The 23,516-nt window shown below is 56.9% G+C and carries 15 protein-coding genes and 1 CRISPR repeat array; of the genes, 11 read left to right on the plus strand and 4 right to left on the minus strand.

Translation table 11 applies throughout. From position 1 onward, the window contains the following. Nucleotides 1-18: 18 nt before the first annotated feature. The 9 genes from AC5S3R_RS01315 to AC5S3R_RS01355 all read left to right on the plus strand — a co-directional run bounded on the left by AC5S3R_RS01315 (nucleotide 19) and on the right by AC5S3R_RS01355 (nucleotide 12,828). Nucleotides 19-681, plus strand: coding sequence for an urea amidolyase associated protein UAAP2 (locus AC5S3R_RS01315; protein WP_494264802.1), 663 nt, complete (start codon nucleotides 19-21; stop codon nucleotides 679-681). Next, nucleotides 674-4,279, plus strand: a complete 3,606-nt coding sequence (gene uca / locus AC5S3R_RS01320; RefSeq protein ID WP_494264803.1) for an urea carboxylase — start codon at nucleotides 674-676, stop codon at nucleotides 4,277-4,279. The genes AC5S3R_RS01315 and uca overlap by 8 nt, the downstream gene beginning before the upstream one ends. Nucleotides 4,280-4,309: 30 nt before the next feature. Then, nucleotides 4,310-6,112: an allophanate hydrolase gene (atzF, locus tag AC5S3R_RS01325; RefSeq protein ID WP_494264804.1), complete on the plus strand. Its 1,803-nt coding sequence runs from the start codon at nucleotides 4,310-4,312 to the stop codon at nucleotides 6,110-6,112. A gap of 132 nt (nucleotides 6,113-6,244) precedes the next feature. Continuing rightward, a complete protein-coding gene (locus AC5S3R_RS01330; RefSeq protein WP_494264805.1) occupies nucleotides 6,245-7,165 on the plus strand; it encodes a LysR family transcriptional regulator in 921 nt (306 codons plus the stop codon). A 234-nt stretch (nucleotides 7,166-7,399) separates the two neighbouring features. Further along, the gene (locus tag AC5S3R_RS01335) at nucleotides 7,400-8,506 is read left to right on the plus strand and encodes a putative urea ABC transporter substrate-binding protein (RefSeq protein WP_494264806.1); all 1,107 of its coding nucleotides are present in this window, start codon (nucleotides 7,400-7,402) and stop codon (nucleotides 8,504-8,506) included. Nucleotides 8,507-8,510: 4 nt separating this feature from the next. Then, nucleotides 8,511-9,383 (plus strand): ABC transporter permease, encoded by an 873-nt coding sequence (locus tag AC5S3R_RS01340; protein ID WP_494264807.1) that lies wholly within the window; start codon nucleotides 8,511-8,513, stop codon nucleotides 9,381-9,383. Beyond that, entirely contained in the window at nucleotides 9,365-10,258 is an 894-nt protein-coding gene (locus AC5S3R_RS01345) for an ABC transporter ATP-binding protein (RefSeq protein ID WP_494264808.1), read from the plus strand. The genes AC5S3R_RS01340 and AC5S3R_RS01345 overlap by 19 nt, the downstream gene beginning before the upstream one ends. Nucleotides 10,259-10,370: 112 nt before the next feature. After that, nucleotides 10,371-11,657, plus strand: coding sequence for a DUF1501 domain-containing protein (locus AC5S3R_RS01350; RefSeq protein ID WP_494264809.1), 1,287 nt, complete (start codon nucleotides 10,371-10,373; stop codon nucleotides 11,655-11,657). Nucleotides 11,658-11,802: 145 nt separating this feature from the next. Next, on the plus strand, nucleotides 11,803-12,828 hold the full coding sequence (locus AC5S3R_RS01355; RefSeq protein ID WP_494264810.1) for an MBL fold metallo-hydrolase: 1,026 nt from the start codon (nucleotides 11,803-11,805) through the stop codon (nucleotides 12,826-12,828). Nucleotides 12,829-13,025: 197 nt separating this feature from the next. On the opposite strand, the gene AC5S3R_RS01360 is transcribed toward AC5S3R_RS01355, so the two are convergent. After that, entirely contained in the window at nucleotides 13,026-13,457 is a 432-nt protein-coding gene (locus AC5S3R_RS01360) for a hypothetical protein (protein WP_494264811.1), read from the minus strand. A 448-nt stretch (nucleotides 13,458-13,905) separates the two neighbouring features. Here AC5S3R_RS01360 and AC5S3R_RS01365 point away from each other — a divergent pair, with 448 nt between their 5' ends. Both AC5S3R_RS01365 and AC5S3R_RS01370 read left to right on the plus strand, forming a co-directional pair. After that, on the plus strand, nucleotides 13,906-14,889 hold the full coding sequence (locus AC5S3R_RS01365; RefSeq protein WP_494264812.1) for a family 43 glycosylhydrolase: 984 nt from the start codon (nucleotides 13,906-13,908) through the stop codon (nucleotides 14,887-14,889). Nucleotides 14,890-15,053: 164 nt separating this feature from the next. Further along, nucleotides 15,054-17,615: a glycoside hydrolase family 95 protein gene (locus AC5S3R_RS01370; protein WP_494264813.1), complete on the plus strand. Its 2,562-nt coding sequence runs from the start codon at nucleotides 15,054-15,056 to the stop codon at nucleotides 17,613-17,615. A gap of 527 nt (nucleotides 17,616-18,142) precedes the next feature. Here AC5S3R_RS01370 and AC5S3R_RS01375 read toward each other — a convergent pair. From AC5S3R_RS01375 to cas1c, 3 genes are all read right to left on the minus strand, one after another. Further along, nucleotides 18,143-18,685 carry a hypothetical protein gene (locus AC5S3R_RS01375; protein WP_494264814.1) on the minus strand — a complete coding sequence of 181 codons (543 nt, stop codon included), beginning with the start codon at nucleotides 18,683-18,685 and terminating at the stop codon, nucleotides 18,143-18,145. Between the two features lie 27 nt (nucleotides 18,686-18,712). Further along, nucleotides 18,713-21,948: direct repeats of the CRISPR family, unit length 33 nt; unit sequence GTTTCAATCCACGCGCCCCGTGTGGGGCGCGAC. A gap of 222 nt (nucleotides 21,949-22,170) precedes the next feature. Further along, nucleotides 22,171-22,461 carry a CRISPR-associated endonuclease Cas2 gene (gene cas2, locus AC5S3R_RS01380; protein WP_494264815.1) on the minus strand — a complete coding sequence of 97 codons (291 nt, stop codon included), beginning with the start codon at nucleotides 22,459-22,461 and terminating at the stop codon, nucleotides 22,171-22,173. Between the two features lie 20 nt (nucleotides 22,462-22,481). Next, entirely contained in the window at nucleotides 22,482-23,513 is a 1,032-nt protein-coding gene (gene cas1c / locus AC5S3R_RS01385; RefSeq protein ID WP_494264816.1) for a type I-C CRISPR-associated endonuclease Cas1c, read from the minus strand. Between the last annotated feature and the right edge of the window lie 3 nt (nucleotides 23,514-23,516).

Consider the following 23,516-nt stretch of genomic DNA (forward strand, 5'->3'; position numbering starts at 1 on the left):
ATACGAAAAGAAGGAAAAATGGCAACACTGAATTTGCAAGTGAGCCCGCTTGAGCCCCGTACGGCCATCAAAAGCTTTGTAGTGGAGGCGGGCGATGCGTTCATCCACGAGATTTTGAAGGGACAGACGGTCCGGATCGTTGATCTCGAAGGCAATCAGGCAGTCGATACGCTCTTTTATAACGCGCATGATTATTCAGATCGCTACAGCGCACAGGACACCGTGCGCGAGCAGGCAAGCCTCTATCTCACGGCGGGCACAAAGTTGATTTCAACCGAAGGCCGCGTGATGCTGACGATTACCGCTGACACATGCGGACGCCACGACACTTTTGGCGGAGCCTGCGCACAGGAGTCCAATCAGGTTCGCTACGCCATCGAGAAAAAACTGATGCACGCCTGCCGTCAGAGCTTCATGAAGGGCATTCAGCACTGGAAGCTCGGTATGGAGAAGAAAGACATTACCAGCAACATCAACTTTTTCATGAATGTTCCAGTAACGCCGAATGGCGGTTTGACGTTTGAAGATGGTGTTTCTGAAGCAGGGAAGTACGTTGAGTTACGTGCGGAAATGGATGTGCTGATTCTTGTCTCCAACTGTCCGCAATTGAATAACCCATGCAATGCCTACAATCCGACCCCTGTGCAGGTCCTCATCTGGGAGGACGCTGTTAGTGAGTAGGTTCAGTAAGGTTCTGGTAGCAAATCGCGGTGCCATTGCATGCCGCATTATTCGTACGCTCAAGCGGATGGGAATCACATCCGTTGCAGTTTACTCTGAGGCAGATAGAGATTCGCGTCATGTCCTTGACGCAGATGAAGCCGTACTCGTAGGTCCTGGTGCGCCAAGCCAGAGTTATCTCGCCGTGGAAAAGATTCTTGCTGCAGCGGAGCAGACCGGTGCGCAGGCTGTTCATCCCGGCTATGGATTCTTGAGCGAGAACATTGAGTTCGCGCGAGCCTGTGCAGCGCGTGGAATTGCCTTCATCGGCCCGCGTGTAGAGCAGATTGAAGCCTTTGCCTTGAAGCACACAGCGCGTGCCATTGCCGAGCAGTGCGGTGTACCATTGTTGCCGGGAACGGGCGTGCTCAGCGGTCTTGACGAAGCGCTGGCACAAGCAGAAAAGCTAAGTTATCCCGTCATGCTGAAAAGCTCCGCAGGCGGAGGTGGCATTGGCATGCGTGTCTGTCACAATGCTGGGCAATTGCGTGACGCGTATGAGAGTGTTGTCCGCCTCAGCCAGAACAGCTTCCGTGACGGCAGCGTCTTCCTCGAAAAATTCGTTGCGCGCGCCAAGCACATAGAAGTACAAATCTTTGGCGATGGCAAAGGCAACGTGCTCGCGCTGGGCCTTCGCGATTGTTCCGCGCAGCGCCGTAATCAGAAGGTGATTGAGGAGACGCCGGTTCCGGGTCTCGATTCCAGAATTGCAGATGCAATTCGCAATTCAGCCATTCTGCTGGGCAAAGCAGTGAAGTACGCAAATGCCGGTACGGTTGAGTTCCTTTTTGACGCGGATACTGAAGCGTATTACTTCCTCGAAGTCAACACGCGCTTACAAGTGGAACATGGGGTTACAGAGCAAGTTACGGGCCTCGATCTTGTAGAGATGATGGTTTGCGAGACTGCCGGAGAACTGCCTGCTCTCAATTCGCTTGTAATGGAACCGAGCGGCTGCTCTATTGAGGCGCGTATTTATGCGGAAGATCCTGTGAAGAACTTCCAACCGGCACCAGGCAAGCTTTCAAAAGTAAGTTTCCCTGCAGATGTACGCATAGAGACATGGGTAGAAAATGGCACGGAGGTTACGCCACTTTACGACCCAATGATCGCGAAAATCATCGTCACCGGCAAGGACCGCGCCGATGCTGTGCGCAAGCTGCAGGGTGCACTCGCCGCAACCTCACTGTATGGCACGGAGACAAATCTCCGCTACTTGGGCGCAGTTGCTGCATCGGAGACATTCACCTCTGGAGCTATGACGACAGCATTTCTCGGCGGCTTCAATGTAATGCGAACTGCCTTTGAAGTGCTCGATGGCGGTATGCAGACAACAGTGCAGGATTGTCCCGGACGCCTTGGATACTGGCATGTGGGGGTTCCGCCCTCCGGGCCCATGGACGCTCTGGCATTTCGTCTAGCAAACCGCTTGGTTGGAAACAGTGAAGATGCCGCTGCGTTGGAAATGACGACGATGGGAGCACGCCTGCGCTTTGATGCCGATGCCATCGTTGCCATCACTGGTGCAGAGATGGGAGCATCTCTGGATGGTGCAACCGCTCCTTTATGGCGTGCCTTTGAAGTAAAAGCAGGAGCTGTGCTGCGTCTTGGTGCAGCTAAGGCAGAAGGGGCGCGTGCGTATCTCGCAATTGCAGGCGGCATTGATGCGCCGAGTTTTCTTGGCAGTCGTGGAACCTTCATGCTGGGGGGCTTTGGCGGTCACGCTGGACGCGCGCTGCGTGCAGGCGATGTCGTCCATTTCCTTCCGCAGCAGAAAATAGCGGGAGAGTTGTTGCAACTTGCGCCCGCACAGCGCCCCGTTTACACGCACGCCTGGGAGTTGGGTGTTCTCTACGGCCCCCACGATGCACCGGAGTTCTTTACGTCTCGCGATATCGAGACGCTCTTTGCCACCGATTGGAAGGTTCATTATCAGTCGGACCGTACGGGCGTTCGCTTGATTGGACCAAAGCCGGAATGGGCGCGTAAGGATGGCGGCGAGGCCGGTCTACACCCTTCCAACATTCACGACAATGCATACGCAGTAGGCTCTATCGACTTTACAGGCGATATGCCGATTCTTCTCGGGCCTGACGGCCCAAGCCTCGGTGGATTCGTCTGCCCAGCCATTATTGTGGAAGCGGAGCGCTGGAAGATGGGCCAGTTGAAAGCCGGCGACACGGTACGTTTTCGCCGTATTACGCTGGCGCAAGCGGAAAAGTTGGAAGCCGATCTCGAACAATTTGTAGCAACACTTGAGGGTGCGCCTCCGTCGCTTCCGCAAGCTTCTATAAATGAGCCGGAGGTACTGCGCATAATAGAGACGCCTCAACCCGCGATGGTCTGCCGCGCGGATGGCGACAAATACCTGCTTATTGAGTACGGACCGCGAGCTTTGGATTTAGGGTTGCGTTTTCGCGTGCATTTACTGGAAGAAAAGCTGCGCGCAGCAAATCTCAAAGGGATTATCGACATTACCCCTGGAGTGCGTAGCCTGCAGATTCACTACGACAGCCGCAAGCTGCGGCGCGAGGAGCTGTTAGCCGCGATTGAGTCGTTCAATGCAGCGCTTCCAGAACGCCCGCAGATTGCCGTTCCCTCGCGCATCGTACATCTGCCCCTTTCGTGGGACGATCCTGCAACACGGCTGGCACAGGCAAAATATGGGCAGGCTGTACGTCCCGACGCGCCGTGGCTGCCAGATAACATCGAATTTATCCGCCGTATCAATGGCCTCGACAACATCGATGATGTTCACCGTATTGTGCACGAAGCCAGCTACCTTGTGCTGGGGCTTGGGGATGTTTATTTGGGCGCTCCGGTCGCTACACCAACAGATCCACGGCATCGTCTCGTCACTACCAAGTACAATCCCGCACGCACATGGACGCCGGAAAATGCCGTCGGCATTGGCGGGGCGTATATGTGTATCTATGGCATGGAAGGCCCCGGCGGTTATCAACTCGTGGGCCGCACCGTACAGGTATGGAATACGCATCGTGTAACACCAACCTTTGTGGATGGCACGCCATGGTCACTGCGCTTTTTTGACCAGATACGCTTTTATCCGGTCACAACAGAAGAGCTGCAGGAGTTGCGCCGGGATATTCTCAATGGCAGCTTTAATCCACGTATTGAAGAGGCGAAATTCAGCCTTTCGGAATACGAAACCTTCTTGAATGCAAATCATGCAGGCATTGCAGCCTTCAAGGAACGCCAGACTGCTTCCTTCAATGAAGAGCGTGAGCGCTGGCGTATTAACGGCCAGTTGGATTACGGCTCGGCGCTTGTTGAAATGCCGGAATCGAGCACCGATGAGTCTGTTGTTCCCGAAGGCTGCGAAGCTGCACATGCTCCGATGACAGCAAGTGTCTTCCAGATAGCGGCAGAGCCTGGGCAGCGCGTAGCCGCAGGGCAGAGGCTGGTTGTTCTGGATGCGATGAAGATTGAAATGGAAATTACAGCTCCGGTTGATGGTGTGGTGAAAGAAATACTATGCCAGCCAGGCCAGATGGTAAGTGCCGGACAGCAGTTGGCGATTGTATGCGCGTCTTGTTGACGCCGAAGATCAAAGGAAAACGAGGACGGGATGGACATTCACTCGCTCAAAAACGCATACCGCGCTGGATCACTGACGCCGAGCGCGGAGATTACGCGCATCTACGACGAAATTGAATGCGTAGGCGAGCGTCCCGTCTGGATCTCGCTTGTCTCTCGTGAGCAAAATCTAGCTCGTGCCCATGCTTTAGATGCGGATGAGAATGCTCACAAGCTTCCGCTTTACGGAATCCCCTTTGCCGTGAAAGACAACTTTGATGTTGCAGGCATGAAGACAACGGCAGCCTGTCCGTCGTTTGCTCATGTGCCGGAAAAGACCGCAACAATTGTGCAGAAGCTGCTCGATGCAGGCGCAATTCTCATCGGCAAGACCAACATGGACCAGTTTGCCACTGGACTTGTCGGTACGCGCACGCCATACGGCATTTGCTCAAGCGCATTCAACGATAACTATATTTCTGGTGGGTCGAGCTCGGGCTCTGCAGTTGCTGTAGCGCAGGGGCTGGTAAGTTTTTCGCTCGGTACCGATACAGCAGGTTCCGGCCGCGTGCCAGCAGCGTTCAACAATCTCGTCGGACTGAAGCCCACGCGTGGATGGCTCAGCACCGCTGGGCTTCTGCCCGCCTGCAGAACGCTTGATTGCGCCACCGTTTTCGCAGAGACATGCGCAGATGCAGCGCAGGTTTTTGCCGTGATACGCGGACGAGATGAGACGGATGCCTATTCACGCGAACCTCGCCCAGGAGAAGGCGCATCTCCATGGAGCGCTAGCGCAGACTTCCGCTTCGGCGTGCTCGCGGAGGAAAGCAGGGAGTTCTTTGGCGATACAGCGTCCGCCGCGCAGTATCAGGCCGCTGTGGATGCTCTCGCGAAACTTGGGGGAACCGCAGTCCCGTTCGACTATGACCCTTTCCACAAAGCCGCTAACCTGCTTTACAAAGGCCCATGGGTTGCCGAACGGCTTGCTGCCATCAAGGACTTTCTCGCCAATGATCCTGAGACTGTAGACCCAACTGTTGGCGGTATCATTCGCGGTGCAACGAAATACTCCGCAGTAGATGCCTTCGAGGCCTTCTACGCTCTCGAAGATTTGCGCCGTGAGACAGCCTCAGTTTGGGAAGGGGTAGACTTCCTTCTGCTCCCCACTACGCCCACGCACTACACCATCGAGCAAGTGAAGGCCTCACCTGTTGAACTGAATACAAATCTTGGCTACTACACCAATTTCGTCAATCTACTGGACTTGGCCGCCGTGGCCGTGCCGGCTGGATTCAAGCCGGATGGACTGCCTTTTGGTGTAACTATTATTGGACAGGCGTTTACCGATGAAGGGCTCCTGTATATAGCTGACCGCATGCATCGCGTATTTTCAAGGACACTCGGTAATTCCTCGCGAGAGCTGGCATCCACACCGCGCATTCTGACAGATACAGCTCCTGCCGGATGTATGTATATGACAGTTGTCGGTGCCCATCTTACAGGCCAGCCGTTGAACTGGCAGCTGACGGAGCGCAAAGCTCGCCTGGTACAAGCGACGCGCACGCACGGAGATTATCGGCTCTATGCGCTTGCAAACACTACGCCACCCAAGCCTGGACTGGTATATACGCCGGGTTTGGGTGGTGAAGGGATTGAAGTTGAAGTTTGGGCTATGCCAATAGAAACGGTTGGAAGTTTTCTCAACTTGATTCCACCGCCGCTCGGATTAGGCACAGTGCGGCTTGCTGATGGCGCACTTGTAAAGGGATTTTTGTGTGAACCTGCAGGGCTAGAAAATGCGCAGGAAATTACGCACCTTGGAGGGTGGAAGAAGTTTGTAGCACAGAAAAGTTAGCGTGAGGGAATATCGAGGACTGCCATCAGACTCCTCGGCTCTCTGCAGTTTTTTCTGTAGCGCTCAATTCTTTTTTGTGTGGCACTCGTTTCTTTGTACTAGGTTTCAATGTGATTACACGGGATGTGAGTTATGGACTTTGAACAGCTAAAGACCTTTTTGCATGTATGCAGGCTAAAAAGCTTTTCTCGCGCGGCGGAAAAGCTTGGCGTGACGCAACCGGCAATTTCGGCGCAGATTCGTTCGCTCGAAAAAGAGGTCGGTGCAAGACTCTTTGACCGCGACGGCGGCAAGGTAACCTTCACGGCTGCCGGGCGTCTTTTTGAACCTTTTGCGGAACATTGTCTACAGTGCCAAGGGCACATTGTCATGGCGGTTAACGAACTTTATCGTTCCGCGCGTGGAGAGGTTGCTGTAAGCGCCAGTGAGGCTACAAGCTTATACGTGCTGCCGCCTGTATTTGCGGAGTATAAGAAGCACTACACGCGCGTGAATCTCAACATTGTGCGTGCCGAACATCTTCGCTCTATTGAGATGGTCCTGAATCGCGAGGTTGATTTTGCCATAGCGTCTATGCCTGTGAAAGATCCGCGCCTTGTCGTCCAGGTGATTCACCGCGATGAAATCATACTGGCCGTTGCGCCGACGCATCCGCTGGCCTCGCGTCCCAGCATTAAGGTGGATGAGATGTTGCAATTTCCCATGCTGTTGCTAAAGCAGGGCCGCCAGCGCACGCTCATCAACAACTTTTTTGACGCGTTTGACGCTCAACCCAGGATCGCCATGGAAGTAGATTCGAGCGAACTGCTCAAGCGGCTAATCTCCGCAGGGCTCGGCATGGGCTTTTTGCCGCGCGCTAACGTGCTCAATGATGTGAATGCCGGGCTGCTCAAGGTTGTGCGTGTGGACGGAATGCGCCTGAATCGGGAGCTGGCACTGATATTCCGCAAAGACCGGACGCTGACTCATGCAGCGCAAGCGTTTCTGGAAATTGCCACGAGTGGAGAGTGGCAGGCATACCCGCCAACTCGCACGGCGAAGGCTGCGCGGTAGGGTAGTCATTACCGTGCTGGAAACATGGCGAAAGAACGAAAATTTCCAATGTTTATGCGGTATTTATGGATATGACAGTATTGTCTTATCCATTGCATAAATAAGCTGTATGGAGTCGGTGACCACCTTGGCGGTGGGGTAAATTTGGGATACAGCTCCTGAGCTTTGGCCTGTATCTGCTCACGCCAGATTTCTAAACGACAGCATTTCTAAAGCGATAAAGGTGGAAGGATTTTGTACCGGATTCTTTCAGGCAATCGGTCTCTCTTTCGCGGCATCCTGGCTGCGATTATTTTCTCGCTGGCACTTTGTGCGCCTGAGGCTCACGCCGCCCCGCCCACATTTACCGTGGGATGGTCCGTCTATGCCGGCTGGAATCCGTATTTCTACATGGCCCGTTCCGGCATCTTGAAAAAGTGGGCGGACAAATACGGCATTGTCATCAAGGTGCAACGCTTTGATTACGCCGCTTCGCTCGATGCCTTTGTCGCCAAGAATATTGACGCCTGCACGATGACCAATATGGAAGCGTTGGATATGCCGGCGGCCGCAGGCGTGGATTCCACCGCGCTCATCATCGGCGATTACTCAAACGGTAATGATGCAGTTCTTGCGCGCAACGATCTGTCGCTGGCGCAACTTCCCGGCAAGTCCATTCTGCTGGTGCAAAAGACAGTTTCCGAATATCTGCTGGAACGGGCCATGGTGATGAATGGCCAGGAAAGTCAGTTAAGCAAGCTTCGCCTGATGAATACAAGCGACTCCGACATTGTTGGTGCGTTCCTTGGCAACAAGGGCAATCAGGTTGCTGTTACGTGGAAGCCGCTGGTATCGGAAATACTTTCTCAGGATTCAGGCGTAAAGCCTCTCTTTGATTCGTCCAAGATTCCAGGTGAAATTCTCGACCTGCTCGTGGTGCGCAGCGAGATTCTGAATCGTTCTGACGGCTCCGGTCAGCGCTTTGCCAAGGCCATTACTGGTGCGTGGTACGAGACCATGGCGCAGTTGACGGGTTCTGGGCCGGACTCTGCGAAAGCCATCAGCGGAAGCGCAGCGGCTTCTAATGATTCCGTGGCTTCGTACAAGGAGCAGTTGAAAACGACGCATCTGTTCTCCACGTCGCAGTCCGCCGCGCAGTTTGCAACAGACGCTGCGCTTAAACAGAAGATGGACCTGGTGCGCCAGTTTTGTTTCCGTCATCAGCTTTTGGGGCAGAACATTAAGTCAGTGGATGACGTGGCGATCCTCTATCCCGATGGAAGCGTGCAAGGAAAGAAAGACCGCATCCGTCTCCGTATGGATGCTACGTATATGAAGCTGGCAGCGCAGGGAAAGCTTTAAGGCTATGCAGGCTGGATTTCATCCCGCGGATTTAGTAGGGGTGCAGGTGCGCCCTTCACGGCTGTGGACGCAGTCGATGAGCTGGATTCTGTTTCTGGTTGGAATTGTGCTTTATGCACAATTCTCAATTGCAAGGCACAAAGAGAATCCAGAAGATCGCGTGGCGCCTTCCGCGCAGCAGTTAGTGGATGGAATCAAATCCGCTGCGCTTGAAGCTCCAGAAGAAGACGATCCAGTTGATGCTTCGGCGCCGCTCTTTGAGCGCGTTAGTCACAGCATGTTGTGGAAGGATACCGTCTCAAGCGGCAAGCGTTTTCTGATTGCGCTGGTCTTGCTTGTTCCCGCAATTCTGCTGGGCTTGCACATGGCGGTTTTTCCTTATTTTGGTGCGCTGTGTCTGCGTTTTGTTCTCTTTTTCGACAAGATTGTTGCGCTGTCGCTGTTGCCGATTCTGTTCATCATCTTCGGCATTGAAGAGTGGTCGAAAATCATGCTGATGGTGATTGGCGTTGCGCCTACGCTGATTCTGGATACGTACAACATTGCCAAGGGCGTGCCGCGTGAGCAGGTGGTGAAGGCGTTCACACTCAAGTCGTCGAACCTGGATGTTGCTTATCGCATTGTTCTCAAGCAAGTGCTGCCGCAAATCATTAACAGCGTTCGGCTGAACCTGAAACCGCTTGCGCTTTTTCTGTTTGCAGGCGAGATGATTGCTGCAACCGATGGGCTGGCTTATCGAATTGCGCTGATGCGCCGCCACATGGGCATGGACATTATTTTGCCGTACCTGTTGTGGGTGGCGCTGCTGCTCTTTCTTGCCGATGCTGTTTTGCGTTTTGCTAACCGGAGATTGCACCCGTGGTATCAGCCGCTCTAAAAGTCGATTCCGCTTTTGTGGGAGCACCCAATGCTCAGTCGCGGCCAGTGGAGATTGCGCTGCGCGATGTCGGTGTTGCGTATCCAGCAGGCAGGGATGGCGTCAAGACGGTGCTTTCCGGCATCAATGTGGAGATTGCTGCTGGTGAATTTGTAGTTCTGCTAGGTGAAACTGGATGCGGCAAGAGTACGCTGCTGCGTCTTGTGCTTGGCCAGGAGTTTCCAACAACGGGTACGGTTTGCGTCGATGGCAAGGATGTTTCTCGTATTGATGCACGATGTGGTTACGTGCCGCAGAAATACTCGCTCTTTCCGGACCGCACGGTTCTTGGCAACGTGATGTATGGGCCGGAGAATGCGAAGGCAGGTTTGCTGGGCCGCCTGAGTCCGTCTTTCTGGAGCTTTCGCAGCGAGCTGAAAGCAGAAGCAGTTCGCTATCTCACTCGCATGGGATTACGCGAGCAGGATATGACGAAATATCCGCATCAGCTCTCTGGCGGAATGCAACAGCGCGTGGCGATTGCGCAGGCGTTGTTGATGCGGCCTCCGGTGCTGCTGATGGATGAGGCGTTCAGCGCGCTGGACCCTTCCACGCGCTCAAGTTTGCAGGAGCAGTTGCACTTGATATGGGCGGAGTCGCGGCCTACGGTCGTTTTTGTTACGCACAATACCTCCGAAGCACTTCTGCTTGGGACACGGCTGATTCTGATGGGTCGCCATCACGACGGGCAGCCGGAGAAGAGCAATGTGCTGCTTGATATGGAGATTCCCGCCTCCGATTTACCGTTCCATGAGCGCAGCCAGAGCGAGCAGTTCAAGGAACTGCATGAGTATGTGAAGCAGGTTGCTTTTTCGGCTTCGTCGATGAATCGGTAGGAATTGCCGACGGTGCAGGTGCGCTCGTCCGCTCCAATGAGTCTCAATTTATGAGTTGATAGGATAGGTGACGAGTGGGTTGTGTGCTGCCTGCTGCTGGGGAGTTGCGAGAATGATTCACCTGCCTGTGGGACGCACGATGATGTGCCCCATGACGCGTCGAGATGTGCTTCGCACGATGGGGTGCGGATTTGGCTACCTGAGTTTGGCCAGCATGGTGGGGCAGTCGTTGGCTCGTGCCGCGGATGTGGTTGGTGGAACGCGGCCTGCGTGGATGCACACGGATAAGCCGAAGGCGAAGCACGTTATCTTTCTCTTCATGAATGGTGGGTTGTCACAGGTTGATAGCTTTGACTACAAGCCTGCGCTGGAGAAGTATCACGGGCAGTTGATGCCGGGTGGTGCGCATGCTTCGGGGAACCTTATGAAGTCGCCGTTCCCATTCAAGAAATATGGGCAGAGTGGGATTGAGATTTCGGAGATTTTTCCGCGCCTGGGTGAGTGCGCGGATGATATGTGCGTGGTGAAGTCGGTTTATACGGAGAGCTCGAATCATGAGGCTGCGCTGGAGATGATGAATACCGGCGCGACGTTTGCCAGGCGGCCTTCGATTGGTTCGTGGATCACGTATGGGCTGGGCATGCTGAACGAGAACCTGCCGGGGTTTGTGGTGCTATGTCCAGAGGCGACGACTACGGTTGGTTCGCCGTTGTGGTCGGGTGCTGCTCTTTCCGGTGCGGAGCACGACGCTCCATTGGAGGCGGCGATTGGGGAGATGGAGAGGGTATACCGGATGCAGACGGAGGAGCCGGATGTTTTGGATGTGCGTGGGGAGCCGGAAGCTACGCTGAGGCTTTATGGCGAGGGCTCGACGGCGCGGGGATGTTTGACGGCGGCACGGTTGATTGAGCGTGGTGTGCGGATGGTGCAGGTCTACTCTGCAAAGGGCGACCCGTGGGACCACCACTTTGATATTGAGATGCACCGGAAGACGGGGCGCGATTCGGACCAGCCGTTTGCGGCGCTGATTACAGATTTGAAGTCGCGCGGGCTGCTGGAAGAGACCATCATCGTGGCTGGCTCGGAGTTTGGGCGTTCGCCGGTGGTGGAAGTCGGCAGTGGGTTTATGGGTGGGCAGGCGCACAAGGGGCGTGACCACAATCCGCATGGCTTTACGATGTGGCTTGCAGGTGGCGGGTTTAAGAAGGGGTTCACCTACGGGGCTACGGATGAGTTTGGGTGGAAGGCTGTTGAGAATCCGGTCCATGTGCATGATATTCATGCGACGATTCTGTGGCAGTTGGGGATTGACCATCGGAAGTTGAGTTATCAGCATGGCGGGCGGGAGTATCGGCTTACGGGTTTGCAGGGGAATGTGGTTCACGAGCTGATTGCATGAAGCAGCTTTTAGCTATTAGCTCCTAGCCCGGTTGTTGGGGTGCCAGCGGCTGCAGTTGACTTGGCATCCAAGTCCAGGCCGCTTCTGCAGGTGACTATGCGGAAGCGGCTTTCTCGTATCTTTATCCCATGAAATGAGGACCTTGATGAGGCGTTGGATTGCTGGGGTGGTGTTGTTCCTGTTGTGGGCTTTTGTGCCGGTGGCGGCGCAGTTTGCGGAGCCGGATGGGGGGAACCTGGAGCGCGGGGCGTTGCCGCGGCAGTGGATGACGGGCGGGCCGAAGTGCATGGAGATGCCGGAGTGGCAGGTGCATGAGTACAACCCGACGTTCTTTATTCTGCGGCAGTCGGGATGCACGGATTATGAGAAGCCGTTTGTGTATCTCATCTTTGGGCAGGATAAGGCGCTGTTGTTTGATACGGGGTCGCGGAACGGGAATATTGTGCTGACGCTGACGCGGACGATTCACCTGTGGCTGGAGCGGAATGGGCGGAAGAGCATTCCGCTGGTGGTGACGCACTCGCATGCGCACTCGGACCATACGTGGGGCGACAAGGATATCCAGGCGATGACGGACCCGGCGATTCCAGTGACGTTTGTGCCGGCGAAGGTGGCGGAGGAGAAGGCGTTCTTTCAGATTTCGGATGGGGATGACGCGCATGGGCTGGTGGATCTGGGCGGGCGGCCTATCGATGTGATTCCGATTCCGGGGCATGAGGCGGCGGCGATTGCGCTCTATGACCGGAAGACCGGGATTCTGCTGACAGGGGATAGCTTGTATCCGGGGCGGCTTTATGTCCGGGACTTTGCGGCGTTCCAGGCTAGTACGGAACGGCTGATTCGGTTTACAGCGGGGAAGCCGGTGGCGTACATCCTGGGATGCCATGTGGAGCAGACGCGGACGCCGTTTCTGGATTACACGATTGGGACCATCTACCAGCCGGATGAGCATCCGCTGGAACTGCCGAAGGGCGCGCTGCTGGAGTTGGAGGATGGGCTGAAGTCGCTGAATGGGACTCCGAAACGGCTGGCGATGGCGGAGTTTTCCATCTGGCCGAGTGGAGTGAGGGACCCGGCGGAAGGGAAGAAGATGCGGGAGAACATGGAGGAGCAGCAGAGGAGGAAGTGGGATCAGAAGGCAGGGGCCAGGGACCAGGGACTTAGGGACTAGTAAAGACAGGGACTGCAGGGGGGCTGCAGTCCCTTTGCTTTTGGGTGTCGGTGAGGTGGAGGGGGTGTTTGAGGTGGATGTGACGGTAAGATGTTGATTATTTGTGTTTTAAGTGTTTGTTTTGGTGTTTACTGATTGGTATATAGGGTTTTGAAAAGTGGTTACTTTTCGGAAAAATAAAAATTCTTTCCTTTTTTTCAGGCTGCGGGGAGGATCAGCTCCTTGAGGTGGAGCTTGTCCTGGTGGCGCTGTTCGCGGGATTTGGAGAGCTCGATTTTTGCGTTGATTTGCGCAAGGCGGGTGTCGGTTTCAAGGGCCTTTTGCTCGGCGCGGATGGCGTTTAGGGTCAGGCGGGCGGTGGTCAGGAGAGCGGGAACGTCCTGCGGGTGGATGACGGCGATGGCTACGGCGTGCTGGAGGCAGGCGGCGTAGTCCTTGACGTCGGCTGTGGTGGCGATGGCCGGCAAAGCGGCGAGGTAGGCTTCGACGCCGAGCTGGGAGGTGTGGAGTTCGCCGAGTTGGAGGCCTTTGCAGTCGGCGATGGCCCGGTTGCGGGCCTGGCAGCAGCGGTAGATGGCCTTGTTGACGGATTCCTGTTTGAAGCAGAGGCAAGGGCGGCTATGGGGCATCGGGTTGTTCCTTTCGCGTAAAAACACGAAGGCCCTGCTTGTGGCAGGGCCTTGCGGGGAGTGAGATTTTTCTTGCTCTATTTATAAGTATGCACATTTGGGGTTAAATGAGCGCAAAAGTTATCCACAGATTTGGGATTTATTTTGCATTGGCATTGCATGCAGCGGCTGCGCGCTTTGCGCGCCACGGGGATTTTGTGGCCCTCCCGGTGGTCGGGGTCGAGATGGGGGTGTGGCAGTCAAAAAGGCAACCGCTGATCCTTCGCTCCGCCTACCCCACGAACGATACAACCGTTTGCGGGGCCCAATGCGCTTCGATCAGGATGACACCACCTTACTTATGGGGGCCGGGGATGTGGGGGCGTGGGCGTGAGATAGAGGGTTGGTGGGAGGAAATACAATTCGGGTGTTTGCCTTGTGGGGAAAATTTTGTGCGCGGGTGGGGCGTGTGAAGAGATTGCCTGGGCTGTGTGCGGTGGTGGTTTTGTTGGTGGCTGCAGGGATGACTGCGGGGGCGCAGGTGGTTCGGCCAGGGGAGGTTTGGCTGGATAATCGCGGGCAGCAGATACAGGCGCATGGCGGTGGGGTGGTTCGGTGGAAGGGCAAATACTACTGGTTTGGTGAGGACCGGACGCAGACGAATGATGCGGCGAAGCGGTATGTGGGGTGCTACTCGTCGAAGGACTTGACGCAGTGGAAGGCTTGCGGGCAGGTGATGGTGCTGGATGATCCGGAGCACCTGGGCGAGCACTGGGTGATGGAGAGGCCGAAGGTTTTTCCGAATGCGCGGACGGGGAAGTTTGTTTTGTACTTTCACCTGGATGACGCGCGGTACAAAGTGGCTCGCGTGGGCGTGGCGGTGAGTGACAGGATTGATGGTCCTTATAAGTATGTGAAGAGTTTTCGGCCGCTGGGGCAGGAGAGCCGCGATATTGGGCAGTTTATTGACGATGACGGGGCGGCGTATTTGATTTTTGAGTCGCGGCCTACGGGCGGGTTTTATATTGCGCGGCTTTCGGATGACTACATGGATGTGAAAGAGCAGACGAGTTTTGTGAAGGCGCCGCTGGAAGGTGGGGCGCTGGTGCACTATAAGGGACTTTATTATGTGGTGGGCTCGCATATGTCGGGGTGGGCTCCGAATCCGAATGTGTTTGCGACTTCGGCTTCATTGAGCGGGCCGTGGACGGAGTTTAAGAATATTGCTCCGCCGGAGGCTAAGACTTACCAGGCGCAATCGACGATGTTGGTGAAGGTGGAAGGGACGAAGGCGACTTCCGTTATTTTTATGGGGGATATCTGGAAGCCTAAGATGCTTTGGGATTCGCGGTATTTGTGGATGCCGGTGGAGATGGGGGATGGGGAGTTGCATTTGCCGGAGCCGCGGGGGTGGAAGTTGGATGTTCGGAGTGGGATTGTTACGGGGCAGTGATGGGAGAGCGAGAAAGAGCATGCCTCAGGGGCTAAAGCCCCACGAAGCTCGATGCTGATTCTGTACGGGCTGAAGCCCGTACAGAATCACCCGTTTCCTTCATGAAAACTCTTTGCAGGCAGTGTCATGATTGCTTTTGAAAACGATTTGCAAAAACAGGAGAGATGATAACGATGTGTGCGCTTAGCCGGAGAGATTTTCTTGCTGCATCCTCGACGATTGCGGGTGTGATGGCGGTGGATGGCCGTTTGGGATGGGCGATGCCGGCGGAGGAGCGCGGGGCGGAGCTGAAGCTTTGGTACAAGGAGCCGGCGAACCAGTGGGTGGATGCGTTGCCGATTGGCAATGGGCGGCTGGGCGCGATGGTGTTTGGCGGCGGCGCGACGGAAGCGCGGGTTGCGAAGGGCACGCTGACGGAGTTTGCGGAGGAGCCGGTTGCGGTGGAGGCGGGCAAGGAGACGCTGACGCTGAATGTGGATACGCTGTGGTCGGGATGGCCGCAGGATGGGAACAATCGCGAGGCTCCGCAGTACCTGAGCCAGATTCGCGAGGCTATTCTGGGGCACCAGGATTATCACCGCGGGGATGAGCTTTGCCGCAAGTTGCAGGGGCGGTTTTCTGAGGCGTTTCAGCCGGCGGGTTGTCTGCATGTGGATTTGCAACATGACGGCGTGGTGACGGGGTATCGACGCGAGCTGGATTTGCGCGAGGCTGTGGCGGCGACGCGGTACACAGTGGGCGACGTGCGGTTTGAGCGCGTGGCGTTTGCTTCGGCTCCGGAGAATGCGATTGTGTTGCGGCTGACGGCGAGCAAGCCGGGAGCGCTGAGTGCTTCGATATGGCTGGATGGTGCGCTGAGCCAGTCGGTGGATGTGGAGAGCAATGGCCGGATGGTTTTGATTGGCAAGGCTCCGAGTCATGTGGCGGGGGCGGGGCATCCGGGGAGTGAGCATCCGGTTAGTTATTCGGATAAGGCTGGCGAAGGGATGTATTTTGCGGTGGCGCTGCATGCGGTTGCGGAAGGCGGGAGCGTGCGTGCGGAGGGTGGCCGGCTTGAGGTGAAGGATGCGACGGCTTGCACGGTTTTGATAACGGCGGCTACGGGATTCAAGGGATTTGATGCTGTTCCGGACACTGCGGCGGATGTGGTGAAGGAGCAGGCGGTGCGTGGTTTGGATGGCGCGCTCAAGTATGGGTACAAGGAACTGCTGGCGCGGCATGGGAGCGATTACCGGCCGCTGTTTGAGCGGGTTTCGCTGAATCTTGGCAGCGGGGCGGATGCGCAGTTGCCTACGGATGAGCGGCTGAAGCGGTTTGCGGATGCGCCGGATCCTTCGCTGCTGGCGCTTTATTTTCACTACGGGCGGTATCTGCTGATTTCGAGCTCGCGGGTGGGGTCGCAGCCGGCGAATCTGCAGGGGATTTGGAACTTCCAGGTGATTGCGCCGTGGAGCTCGAACTACACGACGAATATCAATTTGCAGATGAACTACTGGCATGCGGAGAGCTGCAATTTGAGCGACTGCACGGAGCCGCTGACGCGGTTTATGGAAGAGCTGCAGCAGACGGGGAAGCAGGCGGCGGCGGAGACGTACAACTTGCCGGGCTGGGTATCGCACCACAACGCGGATTTGTGGCGGACGGCGAATCCGGTGGGGTTGGGCGTGGGCGAGCCGACGTGGGCGAACTGGCAGATGAGCGGGCCTTGGCTGTGCTCCCACTTGTATGAGCACTATTTGTTTACGCGGGATGCGGAGTATCTGCGAAAGCGGGCTTATCCGGTGATGAAGGGCTCGGCAGAGTTTTGTTTGGCGTGGCTGGTGGAGGATGGGCATGGGCGGTTGACGACTTGCCCGTCGTTTTCTACGGAGAACCACTTTGGCGCGCCGGATGGGAAATCGGCTTCGGCGAGTGCGGGATGCACGATGGATGTTGCGCTGATTCGTGAGCTGTTTAAGAACTGCATGGAGGCGGCGAAGACGCTGGGTGTGGATGCGGAGTTTGCGGAGAAGCTGAAGGCGGCTCGGGAGAGGATTATTCCTTACCAGGTGGGGAAGTGGGGGCAGTTGCAGGAGTGGTCTGTCGATTTTGATGAGCCGGAGCCGGGGCAGCGGCATATGTCGCATATGTATCCGCTGTATCCGGGAAGCGAGATTACTCCGAAGGGAACGCCGGAGCTGGCGAAGGCTGTGCGCACTTCTTTAGAGCGGCGGCTGGCGAATGGCGGCGCGTATACGGGATGGAGCAGGGCTTGGGCGATTGCGTTCTGGGCGCGGCTGGGTGATGGCGACAAGGCGTGGGAGTCGCTGGAAATGCTGATGAAGCATAGTACGAACCGGAATTTGTTTGATACGCATCCGGCGGGGAAGTCGGCGATTTTTCAGATTGATGGGAACTTTGGCGCGACGGCGGCGATGGCGGAGATGCTGGTGCAAAGCCATACGGGCGTGCTGGAGTTTTTGCCGGCGCTGCCTGCGGCGTGGCATAGTGGCGAGGTGCACGGGTTGCGGGCGCGCGGGGCTGTCAGCGTGGATTTGAAGTGGGCGGGCGGGAAGGTTGTGGAGGCGGTGCTGCGGGCGGATAAGGATGGTTCGGTTGTGCTGCTGCCGCCGGTGGGGCAGACGATCGCTGGTCTGAGTGGCGTGCGGGTTACGCATGAGGAGATGGGTAAGACGGTGCGTGCGGAGCTTCGTGCGGGGCAGGTATATCGGGTGCGGTTTGCTTGAGTTGAATGCAGAAACAGGAAAACGGCCTTTCGGGGCCGTTTTCCTGTTTCTGCTGAAACTGATTGGCGCCGAGAGAACTGCTCGTGGCCCAGCATGTCTGAGCATTGTCGTAACTGGAGTGTTTCTGATCGCAACACGCTACGAACGTGAAGGCCTATGACTGGTGGAGGCACTCAGAAGTGGCGGAAATATGGACGAAAGCTTACCTCTGTATTATCGGATTCGGCTTTGAGATCTACGCTGTGCGAAGATGAATGGCCCTTACTGCGAGCGATAGACTGGCGGTGTGAGAGCCGTTGCAGCTGTCATGATTGATTCGATTTATGTCCATCAGGACTCGGCGGTTTTGCTTTCATTGACGGAAGGTCATACGACTTCTTATTTGATGGTGGTATCCATTTCATACTTACAGGCCAGGATGGATGCGGCACTCTTATCTCGATAATTTTCTCCCAGAGAAAGAGCAGTCTAGAAAGTTGTACCCGGACGGCGTTCGTAGTTGGAATGCCGTCCGGTTTTCTTTGTAGTTAGTGCGCAAGTAACTCTTCTGCCTGATTCCTTGCGCGGTTTGCTTCGGCATCTTGCGGGGTGTTTTTCTCAAACGAGTGTCCGGTTAACAGTCCCAGCACAAACCATCCCAGCAGCGCAGCGCCGACGGCGAAGAACACGTCGCCGGGAACACGCAGCCAGCGCAAACTTTGCATGGTGCCAGACTGCAGAAACTCCGCCGAGCGCGCGTACCATGTGCCGTGCTCAATGGAGGCCCATGCCTGCAGCAAGCCCATGGGCAACATGCTGAGCAACACCATGAAGACAAGGCCGAGGTTGATGCACCAGAACGACGTGCGAAGGATTTCAAGCAGTTTGAGCCGCGTGAAGAGAAACGCGATTACCACCGTGGCGAAGACTTCAAAGAATCCTTCGACCCAGAGATGAACAACCCACCAGCGCCAGTATTCCGCGGTGACAAGATGGCTGCGCTGGCCGTACTCAGGTCCGCTGCGTAGAACATGGGAATCGCAATGCTGGAGACAAGAAAGAGTGAGAGCAGCGAACGATCTTCCATCCATGTGGGGCGCGACATCGCGACCGTCACGGTTTCAATCCACGCGCCCCGTGTGGGGCGCGACGCGCTGCGGCCACCAGATTATGTGCAAGTTAGCCGGTTTCAATCCACGCGCCCCGTGTGGGGCGCGACGCCCCGCCTCGTCCATTTCCACGTCATGTCCGTGGTGTTTCAATCCACGCGCCCCGTGTGGGGCGCGACGGCAAATGCATGAAGGTGACGGACCTGATGCATGTTTCAATCCACGCGCCCCGTGTGGGGCGCGACAACTCCTCGTGCGATATTTATTTTCGCCAGTAGTGTTTCAATCCACGCGCCCCGTGTGGGGCGCGACTGTGCTCAGTGCGGGCACGCGTTTGAGGTGCGGAGTTTCAATCCACGCGCCCCGTGTGGGGCGCGACTTCCGGTGTTGCTCGGAAGCTTACGGAACAGCAGTTTCAATCCACGCGCCCCGTGTGGGGCGCGACCCTTGCCGTTGGCATCGGAGGTGATAGGGTCCATGTTTCAATCCACGCGCCCCGTGTGGGGCGCGACGGTCGCCACTCAATTTGCAATCTCTCGGTCAAGGTTTCAATCCACGCGCCCCGTGTGGGGCGCGACCATGCCGCTATAAAGAGCGCTAAGGACGGCGAAGTTTCAATCCACGCGCCCCGTGTGGGGCGCGACGTTTGACGGTAATTTTTCCGATTTTTGGAGCAAGTTGTTTCAATCCACGCGCCCCGTGTGGGGCGCGACTTTCCAAGGCTGGAGCTATCGGCATCATGCAGCTCGTTTCAATCCACGCGCCCCGTGTGGGGCGCGACCAAGCCTGTACGGTGGCCCAAGCGCACTTCGACGTTTCAATCCACGCGCCCCGTGTGGGGCGCGACGGATTCGCCATTTTGCGAACATCTCCTTTGTCTGTTTCAATCCACGCGCCCCGTGTGGGGCGCGACTCCAATCGCACTAGCGACTGTTTGCGAGGGGTCGTTTCAATCCACGCGCCCCGTGTGGGGCGCGACGTTCCTCGCCGCGCAGTTTGTTCTCTGCCGCAAGTTTCAATCCACGCGCCCCGTGTGGGGCGCGACGCCGTGGGATTTGGAAGGCGTCTCTGACTCGAAGTTTCAATCCACGCGCCCCGTGTGGGGCGCGACAAAGCCAGTAACTTGCACCTCAAGGCGATTTTGCTGTTTCAATCCACGCGCCCCGTGTGGGGCGCGACCGATACCGCGCTCGCAGTTGACGCAATGGTATCGTTTCAATCCACGCGCCCCGTGTGGGGCGCGACTGCAACCGCTACGCCCTCCCCCAACCGCTACAAGGTTTCAATCCACGCGCCCCGTGTGGGGCGCGACAGCCGCTTCCGCGAGCGGTTCATCGATTCCCCGAGTTTCAATCCACGCGCCCCGTGTGGGGCGCGACCGCTGCGGTCAATCTCAAAGCCGAAAGCCTTCGAGTTTCAATCCACGCGCCCCGTGTGGGGCGCGACGGGTATTTTGTTTAATCTCCGCGTAGCCTCGTCGTTTCAATCCACGCGCCCCGTGTGGGGCGCGACGGAAGTACGGCCAACTTTGGTGTCGGGAATGGTGTTTCAATCCACGCGCCCCGTGTGGGGCGCGACGAGCCATGCCCAGACATGGCAGAGCCGCCAATGCAGTTTCAATCCACGCGCCCCGTGTGGGGCGCGACAACCAGGGCGACGACTAAGGAGAAGGCATGGAAGAGTTTCAATCCACGCGCCCCGTGTGGGGCGCGACTTCGGCGCGGTGGAGATTAGGCGATCACGCCGGTGTTTCAATCCACGCGCCCCGTGTGGGGCGCGACATTTTCCCAACGCACTATAAAGGCTTTCATACTGTTTCAATCCACGCGCCCCGTGTGGGGCGCGACAGGTTATCCAGTTGCTTTGCGGATTGGGAACTGTGTTTCAATCCACGCGCCCCGTGTGGGGCGCGACACCTCAAGTTGGCGCTTGAATATGATTGGTCGCGTTTCAATCCACGCGCCCCGTGTGGGGCGCGACGCACCGACTCTCTTCGATCTGCTGCACAAAGAAGTTTCAATCCACGCGCCCCGTGTGGGGCGCGACTTGACACGAGACGGTGCAGCGTTCCGCCATCGCTGTTTCAATCCACGCGCCCCGTGTGGGGCGCGACGATTTCGACTATGGCAACATTAATCGCAACTGCGTTTCAATCCACGCGCCCCGTGTGGGGCGCGACCAGACTGCGACACTCCCGGCACGTCCGAGAGACGTTTCAATCCACGCGCCCCGTGTGGGGCGCGACCTTGATCGGCTCCACCGTAAACTATGCAACGTGGTTTCAATCCACGCGCCCCGTGTGGGGCGCGACTATAAAGCCAGGTCTTTTTTTCCGCTTTATGCCCGTTTCAATCCACGCGCCCCGTGTGGGGCGCGACGATTAAAGCCATTGTGAGCGGCCCCGGTTCTCGTGTTTCAATCCACGCGCCCCGTGTGGGGCGCGACGGGGATGTTTACCGCGCCTCTCGCTTGCAAGGCGTTTCAATCCACGCGCCCCGTGTGGGGCGCGACTCAGGTGCAGACAGGGATTTCGTCATCGCAAGTTGTTTCAATCCACGCGCCCCGTGTGGGGCGCGACCTGTGGGCAATACAGGGCTGATTTGGGTGTACGGTTTCAATCCACGCGCCCCGTGTGGGGCGCGACAGCTACCCGTAAAAGGAGCAGAAACATGATTAATGTTTCAATCCACGCGCCCCGTGTGGGGCGCGACGCGTATACCGGCGAAGCGAAAGGAAGTGACTAAGTGTTTCAATCCACGCGCCCCGTGTGGGGCGCGACTCTGGCAGGCTTGCATCGCTTTGGATGCCCAACCGTTTCAATCCACGCGCCCCGTGTGGGGCGCGACGCCGCCTTACGACGGGCACGTCTCCTATCTTTGGTTTCAATCCACGCGCCCCGTGTGGGGCGCGACTTGCCGGATTTGTCCATGGTCAGGAGTTTGTAATGTTTCAATCCACGCGCCCCGTGTGGGGCGCGACGTTTGATAAGGGCTCAAGCTCGATCCGCGATCGATGTTTCAATCCACGCGCCCCGTGTGGGGCGCGACCGGTGAGTTCCATCGTCTCGATCTTGAGGTTGGGTTTCAATCCACGCGCCCCGTGTGGGGCGCGACAGGGCGACGACTAAGGAGAGAGGAAATGGAAGAGTTTCAATCCACGCGCCCCGTGTGGGGCGCGACCTGGATGAGACGTGCCCCTTTAGTCGCGTCATGGTTTCAATCCACGCGCCCCGTGTGGGGCGCGACTGCGGACAGCCTAACTCTCTGTCACGCTTGCAGTTAGTCTGGCATATGCGCGGATCTGTGACAAGAGCCATGACAAGTTATGACATAAGGACCGGAGTTGGCGCGAAATGCAGCCAAACCACCCACTTAGCTCTTGCGCGAATCCGTCAGAGATTGCGTGATCGCTTGAGGTCCGCGCGAAGAGGTGTCACGGATTGGAAGAATTTCCAGCCTGGAGAATCGTCAGAGGACTAGTGGGCCTTCAGGGTCGTAGGCTGGCTTTGTGCCTAGGTGTTCGACTCGACCCTTCCAATTGTTGCCGAGGAAGTAAAAGCGCAGGCTGTCTTCCTCCGCATCCGCCACGTCAAGAAGCGCTGCGCGGAATGCTACCCATTGGGCGGAATCAACCAGACACTCGAAGACCGAGTTCTGGACGCGCTGGCCACGATCCTGGCAGAGGCGTGCAACGCGGCGCAGGCGACGTTTTCCTGCCTCTGTGCGAGTACTGACATCGTAACTGACCAAGACAAGCATCTCCTATCACCTCTGACAATTTATTTCCAGAGAAAGGCGGGGTAAGCATCTAGCCCTCCGCGCAAATGACGCGCAAGGAGCAGTGACTGCACGTAAGGAATGAGGCCTAACGGAATACGCTCCTCGATGAAGGGATGCTCGATCTCTTCCTGTTTCCTCATCTGCCACGCTGAGATGATGGTTTTGCGGGCCTTATCGTCGAGAAGGATTCCGCCACCTTCCTGCTCGATAAAATCTTCGCTCTGTAACTGGCGCCGATTGATGAGCGTGAGGGCAAGGCGGTCGGCAATTGGTGCGCGCAGCTCCTCCATCAGATCGAGTGCGAGACTAGGGCGTCCCGGACGATCGGTATGGAGAAACCCGACTGCGGGGTCGAGACCGACGCTCTCAAGCGCGGACTCTACATCATGGCGCAGGAGCGCATAGATGAATGACAGGAGAGCGTTCACACGGTCGCGAGGTGGACGCCTGGTGCGGCCCGTAAAGCGGAAGGCCTCCTTGTTGCTGACGATCATCCGGTCAAAGGCTGAAAAGTAGAGTTGCCCAGCCATGCCCTCGTGTCCGCGAGCTTCGTCTATTGAAAGAGCTTTCATAGATCCTGCTCCTTCCCACCCCAACTTGTCTGCCACGGCTCTCAGCGCCTCCTGATCGTCAGGAGTGGAGGATTCACGTGCGGCGCGAAGCAGCACAATGCGGCTGTTGGCAATCTTGGCCGTCACGATGGAACGAACGATGGGCAGTGCTATCTCTTCTTTATCCGCTGCGCGGAATTGTTCCCGGCGCAGAAGAACATTGCCGGAGACTGGCCCCTGGACGCGCGCGAGAAATCGGCCCTGTTCGGTGAGGTACGAGATGCCGACGCCGTGTTCGCAACAGAGAGCAAGCACGGGCGGCGAGCAGGAGACGCGCCCCCAGCAGACCAGTCCTTCGATAGTGTGGACGGGGAGACGCAGACGTGTTTCATCCTCGATCTTGACTGCAATCGTTTCTCCGTCGCGGTGGAGATAGGCTCCCTGCGTGGTGACGTGCAACGTGTTGAGCAGCTTTCGCATGGT

The organism is Occallatibacter sp. FHG110214_02, from assembly GCF_059115385.1.